General features: G+C 70.8%; 16 protein-coding genes. 7 read left to right on the forward strand and 9 right to left on the reverse strand.

What is annotated here, in order from left to right; translation table 11 throughout:
• Positions 1–12: 12 nt before the first annotated feature.
• From flbT to ABL310_RS23975, 5 genes are read right to left on the reverse strand one after another with little or no spacing between them, the layout of a single operon-like run.
• On the reverse strand, positions 13–429 hold the full coding sequence (flbT, locus tag ABL310_RS23955) for a flagellar biosynthesis repressor FlbT (RefSeq protein WP_349369502.1): 417 nt from the start codon (positions 427–429) through the stop codon (positions 13–15).
• Positions 426–773, reverse strand: a complete 348-nt coding sequence (flaF, locus tag ABL310_RS23960) for a flagellar biosynthesis regulator FlaF (protein ID WP_349369503.1) — start codon at positions 771–773, stop codon at positions 426–428. The genes flbT and flaF overlap by 4 nt, the downstream gene beginning before the upstream one ends.
• 25 nt (positions 774–798) lie before the next feature.
• Entirely contained in the window at positions 799–1848 is a 1050-nt protein-coding gene (locus tag ABL310_RS23965) for a flagellar hook-associated family protein (protein ID WP_349369504.1), read from the reverse strand.
• Between the two features lie 4 nt (positions 1849–1852).
• On the reverse strand, positions 1853–3325 hold the full coding sequence (flgK, locus tag ABL310_RS23970; RefSeq protein ID WP_349369505.1) for a flagellar hook-associated protein FlgK: 1473 nt from the start codon (positions 3323–3325) through the stop codon (positions 1853–1855).
• A gap of 31 nt (positions 3326–3356) precedes the next feature.
• A complete protein-coding gene (locus tag ABL310_RS23975; protein ID WP_349369506.1) occupies positions 3357–4613 on the reverse strand; it encodes a flagellar hook protein FlgE in 1257 nt (418 codons plus the stop codon).
• A gap of 175 nt (positions 4614–4788) precedes the next feature.
• Here ABL310_RS23975 and ABL310_RS23980 point away from each other — a divergent pair, with 175 nt between their 5' ends.
• Positions 4789–6804, forward strand: coding sequence for a thioredoxin domain-containing protein (locus tag ABL310_RS23980; protein ID WP_349369507.1), 2016 nt, complete (start codon positions 4789–4791; stop codon positions 6802–6804).
• Between the two features lie 61 nt (positions 6805–6865).
• Here ABL310_RS23980 and rho read toward each other — a convergent pair whose 3' ends face one another.
• The 3 genes from rho to hemE all read right to left on the reverse strand — a co-directional run bounded on the left by rho (position 6866) and on the right by hemE (position 9863).
• Positions 6866–8131 carry a transcription termination factor Rho gene (gene rho, locus ABL310_RS23985; RefSeq protein ID WP_349369508.1) on the reverse strand — a complete coding sequence of 422 codons (1266 nt, stop codon included), beginning with the start codon at positions 8129–8131 and terminating at the stop codon, positions 6866–6868.
• Between the two features lie 251 nt (positions 8132–8382).
• On the reverse strand, positions 8383–8829 hold the full coding sequence (gene hemJ, locus ABL310_RS23990) for a protoporphyrinogen oxidase HemJ (RefSeq protein ID WP_374730351.1): 447 nt from the start codon (positions 8827–8829) through the stop codon (positions 8383–8385).
• A complete protein-coding gene (gene hemE / locus ABL310_RS23995; protein WP_349369509.1) occupies positions 8826–9863 on the reverse strand; it encodes a uroporphyrinogen decarboxylase in 1038 nt (345 codons plus the stop codon). The genes hemJ and hemE overlap by 4 nt, the downstream gene beginning before the upstream one ends.
• A gap of 427 nt (positions 9864–10290) precedes the next feature.
• On the opposite strand from hemE, the gene ABL310_RS24000 reads away from it, so the two are divergent.
• From ABL310_RS24000 to ABL310_RS24025, 6 genes are all read left to right on the forward strand, one after another.
• Complete coding sequence (locus tag ABL310_RS24000; RefSeq protein WP_349369510.1) at positions 10291–11124, forward strand: pyruvate, water dikinase regulatory protein; 834 nt, start codon at positions 10291–10293, stop codon at positions 11122–11124.
• A 7-nt stretch (positions 11125–11131) separates the two neighbouring features.
• Positions 11132–11755: a Maf family protein gene (locus ABL310_RS24005; protein WP_349369511.1), complete on the forward strand. Its 624-nt coding sequence runs from the start codon at positions 11132–11134 to the stop codon at positions 11753–11755.
• 24 nt (positions 11756–11779) lie between these two features.
• On the forward strand, positions 11780–12625 hold the full coding sequence (locus ABL310_RS24010) for a shikimate dehydrogenase (RefSeq protein WP_349369512.1): 846 nt from the start codon (positions 11780–11782) through the stop codon (positions 12623–12625).
• Positions 12622–13233 (forward strand): dephospho-CoA kinase, encoded by a 612-nt coding sequence (gene coaE, locus ABL310_RS24015; RefSeq protein ID WP_349369513.1) that lies wholly within the window; start codon positions 12622–12624, stop codon positions 13231–13233. The genes ABL310_RS24010 and coaE overlap by 4 nt, the downstream gene beginning before the upstream one ends.
• A 32-nt stretch (positions 13234–13265) precedes the next feature.
• On the forward strand, positions 13266–13973 hold the full coding sequence (gene dnaQ, locus ABL310_RS24020) for a DNA polymerase III subunit epsilon (RefSeq protein ID WP_349369514.1): 708 nt from the start codon (positions 13266–13268) through the stop codon (positions 13971–13973).
• A 103-nt stretch (positions 13974–14076) separates the two neighbouring features.
• Positions 14077–14385: a hypothetical protein gene (locus tag ABL310_RS24025; protein WP_349369515.1), complete on the forward strand. Its 309-nt coding sequence runs from the start codon at positions 14077–14079 to the stop codon at positions 14383–14385.
• 7 nt (positions 14386–14392) lie between these two features.
• Here ABL310_RS24025 and ABL310_RS24030 read toward each other — a convergent pair whose 3' ends face one another.
• A complete protein-coding gene (locus ABL310_RS24030; protein WP_349369516.1) occupies positions 14393–14968 on the reverse strand; it encodes a peroxiredoxin in 576 nt (191 codons plus the stop codon).
• Positions 14969–15032: the final 64 nt, after the last annotated feature.

The raw sequence follows: 15032 nt of genomic DNA on the forward strand, positions 1-15032 counted from the left end.
CGGTCTTTCCTGTCAGGCGGCCGAGCGGCGCTCGGGGCGGGCGGCGAGGATGGCCTCCTCGGCGGGGAAGAGGCCGCGGAGCGTCTTCATGGCGTCGAGCCTGCGCCCGGCCTCCATCTGGCCGCGCACGGCGAGGAGCCCGTCGAGGATCTCCCGGCTCGCGAAGGTCCGCAAAGCCGCGGCGAGGTAGCGCTCGTAGAGGAGCGCGGCCTTCTCCGCCCCGGCGGGGTCGATGAACATGGCCTGCACGACGAAGTAGATCTGGCGCAGCGGCGTCGTCGTCTCCTCGGGCTGGAGCACGTGGCTCTCGAGCAGGAAGGTCGCGTCGTTGAGGATCTCGAGCGTGGTCTTGCGCTCGGCGCGCACCACGGCCCCGTTGATCCACACGCGCTCTCCGGCGCGGAGCGTCAGGCGCATCGTGCCGCTCATTTCAGCCCCTCGGCGATCGTCTGGTTGACCTCGATGATGGCGGCGAAGTCGACTGTCTGGCCGAGCCGGATCGCATCCGCCTCGCGCATCACCCAAAGACCGATGGAGATCAGGTCGGCGCGCAGCTTCTGCGGCAGGTCGTTCTCGGAGCTCGCGAGATCCTCGATCAGGATCGCCCAGAGCTGGCGGACGTAGTGCAGGGCCTCGACCGTCTCGCGCGAGGCCGCGCCGGCGGCCTGGGCCTTGCGCAGCAGCTGGACGGCCTGCTCGACCGCCTCGCGCTCGCGGGCGCGCGTGTCCGAGAAGGTGTCCTCGACGATCTCGGCATAGGAGAACTGATACATGGTCGCCTCTTTCGGTGAGGGGGCGTCAGAGGTAGCGCAGGAGGCTCATCTCGCGGATGCGGGCGGTGAGGTTGTAGGAGACCTCCACCTGGGACATCAGCGCGTTGACCCGGGTCGCCGCCTCGTAGGGGTCGACGTTCTCGAGACCCGTGATCTGCCCGGTGAGGATGTCGCGCTGGATGCTCATGCGCTCGGAGGCGTCGGCGACGCGGTTCTGCGCCACGCCGAGCCGGGCCTGAATGGTGGTGACGTCCTGCATCGCCCCGCCGACGAGGCCGATGGCGCGCTCGACGATGGCCTCGTAGGCGGGCGCCGGCAGCGCCTGCGCGCCGAGGTCGACGAGCATCGTATAGGCCATGGTCAGGTCGCGGAACGCCTGCTCGTTGGCGTTGGCGGAGGTGGCGATCACCTCGTTGGTCGACACGCGGCTCTGGAGGTTCTGGTCGGACGCGGTGGACCAGGTCGCGCCCCATTGCGGATCGGCGAAGAGCGGCGCGAACGCGGTGTCGAGGAAGGTCTCCATGTCCGCCCGGGTGATGCCGGCGACGCCGGGATCGCCCTGGCCGAAGCCGAAGAAGCCGGCGAAGGCCGTGTCCACAGCCGTCTTCGCGGCGGAGACCGGCGGGCCGAGATAGTCCGCCAGCGGCTCGACGTCGGTGTTGATGCCGGCGAAGAGATATTGGCCGTTCAGGTTGGCGTTCAGCGAGCCGAACAGGCCCTTGAGGTTCAGCTCGGCCTGCGGCGCGACGATGTCCGCCGCCTGGGGGTTCTCGCGCACGGCGATCAGCACGCCGAGGACGTCCTCGGCCGTACCCTGGATGTTCGAGAGCGCCGCCTGGCTGGTGTCGAGCCGCGCGGCGACGAGGCCGTTCGTGTCGAGGATCGTCCCGATGCGGGCGAGCTCCTGGCGCAATTCGACGCTCTGGCCGGTGCGGGCGCCGAGCGCGAGCCCCACATCCGCGAAGCGGCCGGAGGAGAGCTCCTCGGACGCCTTGGCCAGCGCGTTCTGGGCCTTGATCATCGACAAGCGCGTGGAATTGGCGATGCCGAGCGTGGAGATGGGGGTCGTCTTCATGGCGTCACCTCACGGCCTCGAGCAGGGAGGCGAGCATCGTGTCCACCGCCGTGATGATCCGCGCGGAGGCGCCGTAGCTGCGCTCGAGCTCGAGCATCAGGGCGAGCTCCTCGTCGAGATTGACGCCGGTCTCGTTGGACAGGCTCTCGGCGGTGCGTTCGAGGAAGGTGGTCTGGTAGGTCGCCTCCTTGTCGGCCTGCTTGCGCGCGGCCTCGAGCCAGCCCACCGAGCCCGCGGCGAAGCCGGCGATCGTGGTGTTCGGGTCGAGCCCGGACGTGGCGTCGAAGGGCCGCTGCGCGCCGAGCACGTCGAGCAGGCCCTGGAGCCGGCCGGAATAGGAGGCGGCGTCGGCCGGGTTGTAGTCGTAGGCCGCGCCGTTCATGCCGCCGTCGCGGATCGTGGTGAGGTCGCCGCCCTGCGTCGGATCGGCGGCCGGGTTCACCCGGATCTGCGCCGCGAGATTGGGGATCGCCACCGCGCCGCCGGGCAGGGCCGGGCCGCCGGGCCAGGTGAACAGGCCGGCCTGGTCGGCCAGAAGCGGCGGCGTATTGAGCTGGTCGGTCTCGGCGGTGGCGAGGATCAGCCCGCGGGCGATCTCGTCGAGCTGCTTCTGGTAGACCGGCGCCGTCTCGTCGCGCAGCATCGCGTGTCCGAAGAGCGCGCCGGACTTGATCGCCATGGTCGCCCCGGGGCCGGTGATCGGCACGCCGTCGGCGAAGACCGCACGGCCCTGGATGCCGGCGTCGTAGGCGAAGGTGCGCTCGAACGAGACCGTTCGCGCGGTCTTCTCGAACAGGGTCACGCCGGAATCGGTGTAGATCACCATGTCGGCGTCGCCGCGCGTCACCGTGGTGACGCCGATCTCCCGGGACAGGTCGGTGAGGATCGCCGAGCGGGTGTCGAGATGGTCGGTGACGTCGGTCCCGGCCGCCGTGCCGACGACGATCGCCCGGTTCACCGTCTCGAAGCGGGCGAGGAGGTCGTTGATGCGATCGACCGAGGCCGCCATCTCGCCGTCGGCCGTCGCCCGCGCCGCCTGGACCGTCTGCGTGGCGGTGTTCAGCCGGCCGGCCAGGTCGTGCGCGCGGTCGAGAGCCTGGGCGGCGAGAATCGGATCGCTCGGCCCGTCGGCGTGCATCTGGAGCGCGTTCTCGAACGCGCCGAGCGCGCCCGCTACCGACCAGTCGTTCTCCGGGTCGCCCACCGTCTGCGAGAGCCGGTCGAGCCCGTCGAGATGCGCGGTCTTGGCCGCGGCGTCGGAGGAGGCCTCCAGCATGCGGGTGTAGAGCGCCTGGTCCTGGGCCCGGGAGATCGAGGCGACGTGGGTCGTGCCCAGCCCCGTCGTCGCGACGACGGCGCTCTTGCGCGCATAGGCGGGGTCGTTCGCGCCGGTGATGTTGCGCGCGACGAGCGCGGTCTGCTGCGCGTTCGTCGACAGCGCCGACTGGGCCGAGTTGAGCGCGAGTGAGAGCGACATCGATCAGACCTCGGAGTTGGGCCGCGGCGCCTCAGCGCTTCAGGTTGACGAGCACGTCGAGCAGCTCGGAGCCGGTCTGGAAGACCTTGGAATTGGCCGTGTAGCTGCGCTGGCTCTCGATCATGGAGGTGAGCTCGGAGGCGAGATCGACGTTCGATTGCTCGAGCGCCGAGGAAACGATGTCGCCGAGCCCGCCCTGGCCCGCGAGGCCGAGCTGGACCTCGCCGGAGTCCAGCCCGAGCGAGTAGACGTTGCCCGCCTCCGGCTGGAGGTTGTCCGGGCTCGTCACGTTGGCGAGCGGGACCTGCCAGGTGGCGCGCCGCTCGCCGTTCTCGAAGATCGCGAAGACGGTGCCGTCCTCGCCGATCTCGACGTCGCGGATGGCCGAGGGCGCGTTGCCGTTCACCGCCGCCTGCATGACGGTGTAGTCCGCCGCGACCTGGGTCATGTCGGAGAGGTCGAGGGTGAGCGCCTGGCCGTTGGGCACCGCGACGTTCAGCGCCGGCGCGCCGGTGACCCGGCCGTTGGCGGGGTCGAAGGCGAGGGCGACGCTGTCGAGCGGCGGGTTGGCATAGGGAAAGCCGCCGCCGGGGGGCGCGTCGGCGCGGTCGAACACCGTCGCCTCCCAGGCGTTCGGGCCGGTCTTGGTGAAATAGACGTCGAGCACGACGGGGTTGCCGAGATTGTCGTAGGCGACGAGGGAGGACATCGCCTCGTACTCGGTCGTCGCGAGGTTCGCCGACGGCGGGGTCGCCGGCGCGACGATCGCGGCGGCGTTGGAATCGAGGTTGGCGGCAAAGCCGCCCTGGGTCGAGGGCGTCGCCTCGAGCGCGGTCTGGCCGATGTTCACGACCTGGAGCCCCTGGAGGCCGTTCACCACCACGCCGCCGGCGCCGCCGTCGAGCGGCATGCCCATCAGCTTGAAGCCGGCCGCGTTGACGAGCTCGCCCTCGCCGTTGGGCACGAAGGAGCCCGCGCGGGTGAGGTAGGGCGTGCCGCCGTTGTCGGAGACGACGAAGAAGCCGTTGCCCTGCACCGCGAGGTCGGTCGCGGAGGTGGTGAAGGTCAGCGCGCCCTGCTGCGAGATCGCGTGCTGGACGTGCGTCTTGACGCCGCCGGAGGTGTACTGGCCCGAATTGTTGCCGAGGATCAGCGAGGAGAACTCGGTCTTCGAGCGCTTGTACCCGTTGGTGTTGGCGTTGGCGATGTTGTCGGCGACGGTCGCGAGCTTCGACGACTGCGCCGCCATGCCCGACACGCCCGTGCGCATCACTCCGTAGAGGCTCATCTCCGCGTCTCCGGTCTGGAGGTCTCTCGAGGGCATGAGACGCCGGGGAGCTTGCGCGTGGCTGGCGTGCGGGCAGGAGCGCCGTTTTCGCGGTGGATCGCGGCCCCCCTCTTTCGCGCCCGGGCGTTCGCCCTGCATGATGCCAAGGCGCGACACGAGCGAGAGGAGCCGCACCATGAACCGTCTGGCGCAGGCGACGAGCCCCTACCTCCTTCAGCACGCGGACAACCCCGTCGACTGGCGCGAATGGGGCGAGGAGGCCTTCGCCGAGGCGCGGGCGACCAATCGCCCGGTCCTGCTCTCCATCGGCTACGCCGCCTGCCATTGGTGCCACGTGATGGCGCACGAGAGCTTCGAGGACCCGGACGTGGCGGCGGTGATGAACGCGCTCTTCGTCAACGTGAAGGTCGACCGCGAGGAGCGGCCGGACGTGGACCACGTCACCATGTCCGCGCTCCACGTTCTGGGCCAGCCCGGCGGCTGGCCGCTGACCATGTTCCTGACGCCCGAGGGCGCGCCCTTCTGGGGCGGGACCTACTTCCCGAAGGAGCCGCGCTTCGGCCGGCCGGGCTTCGTGCAGGTCCTGCGCGAGATCGCCCGGCTGTGGCGCGAGGAGGGCGCGAAGGTCGCCGCCAACCGCGAGGCGATCGCGCAGGCGCTGGCGGACGCGCAGGCCGCCGAGGACGCGCCTGGGATGGGCGTGGCCGAGCTCGACCTCCTCGGCGCGCGGCTCGTCCAGGCCTTCGATCCGGTCGACGGCGGGCTGAAGGGCGCGCCCAAGTTTCCCAACCCGACAATCCTCGAGATGCTCGACCGCTTCGCGCGCCGGCAGGGTCACGCGCAGGCGAAGCGGGAGGCGGTTCGCCAGCTGGAGCGCATGGCGCGCGGCGGCATCCGCGATCATCTCGGTGGCGGCTTCGCGCGCTATTCCGTCGACGAGCGCTGGCTCGTCCCGCATTTCGAGAAGATGCTCTACGACAACGCCCAGCTGCTCGAGCTCTATGCGCTGGCCGCGTCCGAGGAGCAGGATCCCGTCCGTCGGGAGCTCTTCGAGACGTCCGCTCGCGGGATCGTCGCCTGGCTCGCCCGCGAGATGACGACGCCCGAGGGCGCCTTCGCCGCCAGCCTCGACGCCGATTCGGAGGGCGAGGAGGGGAAGTTCACCGTCTGGCGGCTGGACGAGATCCGCGAGGTTCTGGGCGAGCCGGACGCGGCCCTGTTCGCCCGCCATTACGACGTGACGCCGCAGGGCAACTGGGAGGGCGTCGCGATTCCCAACCGGCTCGACACGCCCGATCCGGACCCGCAGACCGCCCACCGCCTCGAGACGATGCGCGAGGCGCTCCTCGCCCGGCGCGAGACGCGGGTGCGGCCGGGGCTCGACGACAAGGTTCTGGCGGACTGGAACGGGCTCGCCATCGCCGCGCTCGTCCGGGCGGGCATCCTCATGGACGCGCCCGGCTGGATCGAGCGGGCGCGCGCGGCCTTCGGCTTCGTCGCGGGCGCGATGAGCCGCGACGGCCTTCTCGGTCACGCCTGGCGCGCCGGCCGGCTCGTCCATCCGGGCTTCGCCACGGATCACGCCGCGATGATGCGCGCCGCACTCGTCCTGCACGAGGCGACGGGGGAGGGCGCGTATCTCGCGCAGGCGCGGAACTGGCGGGACGCGCTCGAGGCCGAGTATCGCGTGGCCGAGACCGGCCTCCTCGCCATGACCGCCGCCTCCGCGACCGACTCGGCGCTGGCGCTGCGCCCGCAGCCGCTCGCCGACGAGGCGACCCCCAACGCCAACGGGCTCTACGCCGAGAGCCTGGTTCGGCTGGCGCAGATCACCGGCGCGGCGGAAGACCGGGAGCGCGCGGAGGCCTTCCTCGCGCGGGCCACAGGCGCCGCCCGCGCCGCGCCCATCGGCCACGCCTCGCTGCTCAATGCCCTCGATCTCCACCTGACGGGACTGTCGGTGGTCGCCACCGGGCCCGACCGCGAGGGCCTCGCACGGGCGGCCCTGCGCCTGCCCTATCTCGGCCGCACCGTCGTCGCAGACCCGGAGAGCCTCGCGGCCGACCACCCGGCCCGCTCCGCCCTCTCCGACGCGACCCAGGCGATCCTCTGCGCCGGCGCCCGCTGCTCGCTCCCGGCCCGGACGCCGGAAGAGGTCGCCCTGCGCGCGCGGGAAATGCGGAATCGGTGACCCGACGCGACAAAGCCGCCCAGGAGGGCGGCTTTCTCGTCGGGACGCGCAGGCGCCGCGATCACGTGTTCATCGAATCGAAGAACTCGCCGTTCGACTTCGTGGCGCGCAGCTTGTCGAGCAGGAACTCGATCGCGTCCACCGTGCCCATCGGGTTGAGGATGCGGCGCAGCACGTACATCTTCTTGAGCACGTCCGGCGGAACCAAGAGCTCCTCCTTGCGCGTGCCCGAGCGGGTGATGTCGAGGGCCGGGAAGGTGCGCTTGTCGGCCACCTTGCGGTCGAGGATGATCTCGGAATTGCCGGTGCCCTTGAACTCCTCGAAGATCACCTCGTCCATGCGCGAGCCGGTGTCGATCAGCGCGGTGGCGATGATGGTCAGCGAGCCGCCTTCCTCGATGTTTCGCGCCGCGCCGAAGAAGCGCTTGGGGCGCTGGAGCGCGTTGGCGTCGACGCCGCCGGTCAGCACCTTGCCCGAGGACGGCACCACCGTGTTGTAGGCGCGGCCGAGACGGGTGATCGAATCGAGCAGGATGACCACGTCGCGGCCGTGCTCGACCAGGCGCTTGGCCTTCTCGATCACCATCTCCGCCACCTGGACGTGGCGCACCGCCGGCTCGTCGAAGGTCGAGGAGATCACCTCGCCCTTCACCGAGCGCTGCATGTCCGTGACCTCCTCCGGCCGCTCGTCGATGAGCAGCACGATGAGGTAGCACTCCGGGTGATTCGTGGTGATCGACTGCGCGATGTTCTGCATCAGCACGGTCTTGCCGGTGCGCGGCGGGGCGACGATGAGGCCGCGCTGGCCCTTGCCGATCGGCGAGACGATGTCGATGATCCGCGCCGAGTAGTCCTTGCGGGTCGGGTCCTGCTGCTCGAGCTTGAGACGCTCGGTCGGATAGAGCGGCGTCAGGTTGTCGAAGTGGACCTTGTGGCGGATCTTCTCGGGATCCTCGAAATTGACCGTGTTGACCTTGAGCAGGGCGAAATAGCGCTCGCCCTCCTTCGGCCCCCGGATCGGCCCCTCCACCGTGTCGCCCGTGCGCAGGCCGAAGCGGCGGATCTGCGAGGGCGAGATGTAGATGTCGTCCGGGCCCGGCAGGTAGTTCGAATCCGACGAGCGCAGGAAGCCGAAGCCGTCCTGCAGCACCTCGACCACCCCCTCGCCGATGATTTCGACGTCGCGGGTGGCGAGCTGCTTGAGGATCGCGAACATCAGCTCCTGCTTGCGCATGGTGCTGGCGTTCTCGACCTCGAGCTCCTCCGCGAAGGTCGTCAGCTCGGTCGCCGTCTTGGACTTGAGGTCCTGCAGCTTGATCTCCCGCATGGCGGGATCAGCGGGAGAATTCTCTCGAATGGGGGCGTTCAGGATATCGTCTTCGATCATGGGCCGTTCGCCGGGAGGACGTTCGCTCGGAGGCGGGGGTCGACAGGCCGTGGCGCGTACGTCGCTTCGAGGTCGAGAGCCGGGGCTGTGCCGGGTCCTCGTTCGCCTGACCGAAAGCGCGACCTGTCGTGAGAGGGAGGGTAAGGTGCTGCTTATCGCGTTTTCGCACCCCGCTCAACCCCCAAACGCGCTCACCAGAAAATTGGTTTCACGATCACGAGGACGACGATGCCGATCATGAGCAGGGTCGGCGCCTCGTTGAAGGCCCTGTAGTACGTGGACGATTTGGCGTTCGCGTCCCCGGCGAAGGCCTTCACGTAGCGCGCCATCAGGTGATGCGAAATAAGGAGGCCGAGGACGAGCAGCAGCTTGAAGTGCAGCCAGCCCTGGCTCCACCAACCGCCGAGAAAGCCGAGCCAGAGCCCCGTCGCCACCGAGACGATCATCGCCGGCGTCGTGATCGCCTTGAGCAGCCGCCGCTCCATCACCTTGAAGGTCTCGCTCTGCTGCGAGCCCGCCTCGGCGCTCGTGTGGTAGACGAACAGCCGCGGCAGGTAGAGAAGGCCCGCCATCCAGGCGATGATGGCGATGACGTGCAGGCTCTTGAGCCAGAGATACCCGTCGAACAACGTGGTCACGCTCCCCGCACCCGCGCGATCATCGCCTCGACATGGGCGATGGGCGTTTCCTTCTCGATCCCGTGGCCGAGATTGAACACGTGCGGCCGCCCGCGGGTCGCGGCGAGGATCGCGTCGATCCCCTCCTCCAGAGCCCGGCCGCCGGCGACGAGGGCGAGCGGGTCGAGATTGCCCTGGGACGGCAGCCCTTCCGGCAGCCGCGCGACGGCGGCGGCGATGTCCGTCTGCCAGTCGACGCCCACCGCGTCCGCGAAGCCGGCGGCGGCCAGGCGATGCAGGTGCCCGCCGCCGCGCACGAAGACGATGATTCGGGCCTGGGGACGCTCGGCCTTCACCCCCTCCACGATCCGCCGCAGCGGGCCGAGGGAGACCGTCTCGACGAGGGAAGGAGGCAGGCTCGTGCCCATGCTCTCGAAGATCTGCACCGCGTCCGCGCCGGCGTCGATCTGCGCGACGAGGTAGCGGATCGAGGTCTCGACGAGCCTCTCGATCAGCCCGATCACGAAAGCGGGGTCGCGATAGACGGCGAGCCGCAGCGGCGCCTGCTCGGGCGTCGAGCGCCCGGCGATCATGTAGCTCGCGAGCGTCCAGGGCGCGCCGCAGAAGCCGAGCAGCGTCGTCTCGGAGGGCAGCTCGGCGCGCAGCCGGCGCACGGTCTCGATGACCGGCGCGAGGTGCTCGAGCGGATCCTTGTCGGCGCCGAGACGCTTCACGTCGTCGAGCGTGGCGATCGGCGCGAGGCGCGGGCCCTCGCCCTCCTCGAACCAGACCTTCTGGCCGAGCGCGTGCGGGACGACGAGGATGTCCGAGAACAGGATCGAGGCGTCGAAGCCGAAGCGCCGGATCGGCTGGAGGGTGACCTCCACCGCGAAATCCGGGTTGTAGCAGAGCTCCAGGAACCCGCCGGCCCGGCCGCGCGTTTCCCGATATTCCGGCAGATAGCGCCCGGCCTGGCGCATCAGCCAGATCGGCTGCGGCCACACCGCCTCGCCGTCCAGGACCCGCATCAGCTTGCGCGACGTTCGCTCGGTCATTCGCCGTCCTCCCCACTGCCTCTCAAATCAGAAAATCGAACTAGAATCGAATCCTGTTTCTGCTGGACGCGGGAAGAGCGGAGCCGCAAGAGCGTCCACAGGCCTTCCACACGGAGGCGGCCTCCATGGAATGGTTGAGGAAGTCTTGACGCGATCCCGTAGCGGATCGGATTCCGTAGTCCTTAACAGGAGGTTAACGAATCCCGGCCCGACCTCGCCCGCGGCGGCGCGACGACCCGCGCTCGCGATTCCCACCATAGCCGCGGCGGGCTTCCCCAGAAAATCCGGTGTTGACGGGATGGGGCCCTCCTCCACAGGCCCCCGGCTGGACCCGCGCGCCGTCCCGCTTTATCCACACTGATCGACTCCGCCGGCCGCCGGGCTGGGGAGAGCGCGGCTCGCGAAGGACGCGGCGAAGGAGGCGATCTTGGCCCGCAGCTACTTCCACCTGCACCTCGTCTCGGACTCGACCGGCGAGACCCTGATCACGGTGGCGCGCGCGGTGGCGGCGCAGTACGAGGGCGTTTCCGCCATCGAGCACGTCTACCCGCTGGTGCGCTCGGCGACGCAGCTCGAGCGCGTCATCGCCGAGATCGAGGCGGCGCCCGGCATCGTGCTCTACACGCTCGTCGAGCAGGATCTCGCCCAGCGGCTCGAGGAATCCTGCCGGGAGAACGCCTCGCCGGCGCTCGCCGTGCTCTCGCCGGTGCACAACCTGCTGCAATCCTATCTCGGCGCCCATTCCACGGCGCGCCCCGGGGCGCAGCACATGCTCAACGCCGACTATTTCAAGCGCATCGACGCGATGAACTTCACCCTCTTCCATGACGACGGGCAGCTCCCTGCCGACATCGAGGAGGCGGACGTGGTGCTCATCGGGGTCTCGCGCACCTCCAAGACGCCGACCGCCATCTATCTCGCCAATCGCGGGCTGAAGACCGCGAACATCCCCCTCGTTCCGAACGTGCCGCTGCCGCCCCAGATCGAGGACGCCAGGAAGCCGCTCTTCGTCGGCCTCGTCGCCAGCCCCGAGCGCATCGTGCAGATCCGCCAGAACCGGCTCCTCTCCCTCAATGCGGGCGACGAGGAGACCGACTACACCGACCGCGAGCGCGTGGCCGAGGAGATCGCCTATTCCCGCAAGCTGTTCGCCCGCAAGCGTTGGCCGGTGATCGACGTGACCCGCCGCTCCATCGAGGAGACCGCGGCGGCGATCCTCGAGCATTACCGCGCCCACCGCATGCAGTTCATCGCCACGTGAGCGCGCCATGACCGTCCCCGGCCTCTGGCGCGATCCCGCGCCGCTCGTCCTCGCCTCCACCTCCGCGACGCGCAAGACGCTGCTCGCGGCGACGGGGCTGGCCTTCGAGACCGCGCGGCCCGAGGTGGACGAGCGGGCGATCGAGGCGCAGGCCCTCGCGGGCGGCGCGAGCCCGGAGACGCTCGCCGTCACGCTCGCGCGCGAGAAGGCGCTGTCCGTCTCCGCCGCGCGGCCGCGGGCGCTCGTGATCGGCGCGGACCAGACGCTCGCCCTCGAGCGCCGGTTGTTCCACAAGCCGACCTCGCGGGAGGCGGCGCGCGAGCAGATCGCCGCTCTCGCCGGGCGCACGCACGCGCTGCATTCCGGCGTCGCGATCGCGCGCGAGGGCGCGATCGTCGCCGAGTATCTCGCGAGCGCCCGGCTCACCATGCGCCGGCTCGACGCCGCCGCCATCGACCTCTATCTCGACCTCGCCGGCGACGTCGTCACGACGAGCGTCGGCGGATATCAGCTCGAAGGCGTCGGCGCGCATCTGTTCGAGTGGGTCGAGGGCGACCATTCCACCATCCTCGGCCTGCCGATCTTCCCGCTCCTCGCCGCGTTGCGGGATCTGGGCGTGTTGGCGCTCTGAGCACGAGACGAGATGTAGAACCCGATGCCAGACCCCAAAGCCTTCGTCGCCGGGCACCCGATCGCCCATTCCCGCTCGCCGATGATCCACGGCTACTGGCTCGCGCGCTACGGGATCGCGGGCGTCTACGAGAAGGTGGACGTGCCCCCGGCCGAGTTCCCCGGCTTCCTGCGCGGGCTCGCGCGGGGCGGCTATGTGGGCGGCAACGTCACGATTCCGCACAAGGAGGTGGCCTTCCGTCTCGTCGACGCCCTGTCGAGCCGGGCGCAGCGGCTGCAGGCGGTCAACACGGTGTGGCTCGAGGACGGCGTCCTCCACGGCGACAACACCGACGTCACCGGCTTCGTCGCGAGCCTCGACGCCGCCCTCGGGTCCAGGTGGGAGGAGCGGTTGCGCTGCGCGCTCGTGCTCGGCGCCGGGGGCGCCGGACGGGCGGTGGTCGCGGGGCTCCTCGACCGCGGGCTCGAGCGCGTCATCGTCGCCGCCCGCGACGTCGACAAGGCGACGCCGATCCTCGCCTTCGCGCCGACGCGCACGACCGCCATCCCCATCGGCGATATCGACCGGGCGCTGGCGCGCGCCGACCTCGTCGTCAACACCACGCCGCTGGGCATGACCGGAAAGCCGCCGCTCGAGATCGACCTCGCGCCGCTGCCGGAGCACGCCGCCGTCGCGGACATCGTCTACGCGCCGCTCGAGACCGATCTCCTGCGCGACGCGCGCGCGCGTGGCCTCGCGGCGGTGGACGGGCTCGGCATGCTGCTGCATCAGGCCGCGCCGGGCTTCGAGCGCTGGTTCGGCGTGCGCCCGGAGGTGACGCCGGAGCTGCGGGCGCTGGTCGAGGCCGACCTGGAGCGCGCCGCGCGATGACCTTCGTCCTCGGCCTCACCGGCTCGATCGGCATGGGCAAGTCGGCCACCGCCGCCATGTTCCGCCGCGCCGGCGCGCCGGTCCACGATGCGGACGCGACGGTCCACGCGCTTTACGCCGGCGAGGCCGCGGCGGCGATCGAGGCGGCCTTCCCGGGCGCCACCCGGGAGGGCGTCGTCGATCGCACGGCTCTGGGGCCGATGGTGATCGGCAAGCCCGAGGCCATGGCGCGGCTCGAGGCCATCGTGCACCCCCTCGTCACCGCCGAGCGCGAACGCTTCCTGGAGCGCGCCCGGGCCTCCGGCGCGCCCATCGCCGTTCTCGACATTCCCCTTCTCTTCGAGACCGGGGGCGAGCGCTTCTGCGACGCGGTCTGCGTCGTCACAGCGCCGGCGGAGGTCCAGCGCGAGCGGGTCCTCGCGCGGGCCGGCATGACGCAGGAGAAGCTCGCCGGCATCCTCGCGCGGCAGATTCCCGACGCCGAGAAGCGCGCCCGCGCGCATTTCCTGGTGGATACGAGCCGCGGCTTCCCTTCCGCCGAGCGGCAGGTGCGCGATATCCTGCGCGCGCTCGCCGGCCGCGAAGGCCGCGCGGCGCGTCGCCGATAGAGCGGCCGAGAGAACCTGCCGGAGCCCGAGCCTTGCGCGAGATCGTCCTCGATACCGAGACCACCGGCCGCGACGCGGATCTCGGCGACCGCATCGTCGAGATCGGCTGCGTCGAGCTCCTCAACCACATCCCGACGGGGCGCAGCTTCCACTGCTACGTCAACCCCGAGCGGGAGATGTCGGAGGGCGCCTTCCGGGTGCACGGGCTCTCCGACCAGTTCCTCGCCGACAAGCCGGTCTTCGCCGCGATCTGCGAGGAGTTCCTCGCCTTCATCGAGGGTGCGCGGCTCGTGATCCACAACGCGCCCTTCGACATGGGCTTCATCGACATGGAGCTCGAGCGCCTCGGCCGGCCCCGCTGGCCGGCGGACCAGGTGCTCGACACGCTGATGATGGCCCGGCGCAAGCATCCCGGCGCGCCGGCGAGCCTCGACGCGCTGTGCAGCCGCTACGGCATCGACAATTCGAAGCGCACCAAGCACGGCGCGCTCCTCGACGCCGAGATCCTGGCCGAGGTCTATATCGAGCTGATCGGCGGCAAGCAGGTCGATCTCGGCTTTTCCGCCCCGAGCGCCGGCCGCGGTCCGGCCCTCGTCGCCGCCGCACCGCGCGCCGAGCGCCGCCCTGCCGCCTCCCGCCTCACCGATGCCGAGCGCGCGGCGCATGCCGCTTTCCTCGCCGGCTTCAAGGGCGAGACCGTGTGGCGCGACTACCTGCCCGCCGCCGAAGCGGCCGAATAGGGCGCGCCGCACGGCGCTCGCCTGCTGCCCGCCGGCGGCTGCGGGCGGAACGCCGCCCCCGGGTGCGCGGTTGGATTCGGTACGTCCAACCGAGCGAGTCTTCATGGCGGACGACGAGAAGATCCTGGAGGACGCGCTGCGCCGCGTCGAGACCATCGCGCCGGAGCGGGCGACGCCGGCCGTGCGGCGGCTGCGGCGGCCGGAGGGCCGCTGGGTCCGGCTGCCCCTCGGGCTCGCCTTGACGGTCGGCGGGATCTTCTCCTTCCTGCCCGTGCTCGGCATCTGGATGCTGCCGCTCGGCCTGATCCTCGTCGCCACCGACGTCCCCGTCCTGCGCCGCCCGGTGGCGCGACTGGTGCTCGCGGCGACCCGGCGCTGGAAGACGCTTCAGCGCCGGCGCGCACGGCGGTGAGGACGTCTCAGGGGTGGGCGAGGAGCCAGGCGATCACGTCCGCGGCGTTCCGGTCCGGCGGAAAGACCGGGTAGAACACCGTCTCGATCACGCCGTCGCGGGCGATCAGGGTGACGCGCTTGTGCAGCGTGCGGCCGCCCGCCGCGAAGGTGGGAAGCTGCAGGGCGTCCGCGAGCGCGAGGTCGGCGTCGGAGAGGAGCGGGAAGGGCAAGGCGAGCCGCGAGGCCGCCTCCTGCTGGGCCTCTCGCGTCTGCGTCGAGACGCCGAACACCGCGTCGGCGCCCGCCGCGCGCAGCTCCGCGAAATGGTCGCGGAAGGCGCAGGATTGCGGCGTGCAGCCCTTCGCTCCGGGGATCTCGCCCCAGTCCGGAGGCAATTCCACGCCCGGCTCGGCGGTCATCGGATAGACGTAGAGCACCACCGTCCCGCCGAGATCGGAGAGGCGCACCGGCTCGCCGTCGGTGGCGGGCAGGGTGACGTCCGGCAGGCGCATCCCGGGAAGATGCGCCGCCGCGCCGTCGTCCACGGGCGTGGGCAGCGTCGACCAGTCGACCGGAATCGGGGCGGGTGCGTCGGCGGTCATGGGGCGCTCTCCTCTCGTCGAGGGGCGATCATGCCCGCCCGAAACGCTCGCGACCAGCGGCGGA

Origin of the sequence: Salinarimonas sp., from assembly GCF_040111675.1 — a bacterium.
GTDB lineage: Bacteria > Pseudomonadota > Alphaproteobacteria > Rhizobiales > Beijerinckiaceae > Salinarimonas.

What these genes read in the sequence shown, in the direction of transcription:
- rho (WP_349369508.1), bottom strand. Translation starts at nt 8,131, where the DNA reads ATGCGGGAGATCAAGCTGCAGGACCTCAAGTCCAAGACGGCGACCGAG.
- ABL310_RS24010 (WP_349369512.1), top strand. Translation starts at nt 11,780, where the DNA reads ATGCCAGACCCCAAAGCCTTCGTCGCCGGGCACCCGATCGCCCATTCC.
- coaE (WP_349369513.1), top strand. Translation starts at nt 12,622, where the DNA reads ATGACCTTCGTCCTCGGCCTCACCGGCTCGATCGGCATGGGCAAGTCG.
- ABL310_RS24030 (WP_349369516.1), bottom strand. Translation starts at nt 14,968, where the DNA reads ATGACCGCCGACGCACCCGCCCCGATTCCGGTCGACTGGTCGACGCTG.
- ABL310_RS23975 (WP_349369506.1), bottom strand. Translation starts at nt 4,613, where the DNA reads ATGAGCCTCTACGGAGTGATGCGCACGGGCGTGTCGGGCATGGCGGCG.
- flaF (WP_349369503.1), bottom strand. Translation starts at nt 773, where the DNA reads ATGTATCAGTTCTCCTATGCCGAGATCGTCGAGGACACCTTCTCGGAC.
- ABL310_RS24025 (WP_349369515.1), top strand. Translation starts at nt 14,077, where the DNA reads ATGGCGGACGACGAGAAGATCCTGGAGGACGCGCTGCGCCGCGTCGAG.
- flgK (WP_349369505.1), bottom strand. Translation starts at nt 3,325, where the DNA reads ATGTCGCTCTCACTCGCGCTCAACTCGGCCCAGTCGGCGCTGTCGACG.
- ABL310_RS23965 (WP_349369504.1), bottom strand. Translation starts at nt 1,848, where the DNA reads ATGAAGACGACCCCCATCTCCACGCTCGGCATCGCCAATTCCACGCGC.
- flbT (WP_349369502.1), bottom strand. Translation starts at nt 429, where the DNA reads ATGAGCGGCACGATGCGCCTGACGCTCCGCGCCGGAGAGCGCGTGTGG.
- ABL310_RS23980 (WP_349369507.1), top strand. Translation starts at nt 4,789, where the DNA reads ATGAACCGTCTGGCGCAGGCGACGAGCCCCTACCTCCTTCAGCACGCG.
- hemE (WP_349369509.1), bottom strand. Translation starts at nt 9,863, where the DNA reads ATGACCGAGCGAACGTCGCGCAAGCTGATGCGGGTCCTGGACGGCGAG.
- ABL310_RS24005 (WP_349369511.1), top strand. Translation starts at nt 11,132, where the DNA reads ATGACCGTCCCCGGCCTCTGGCGCGATCCCGCGCCGCTCGTCCTCGCC.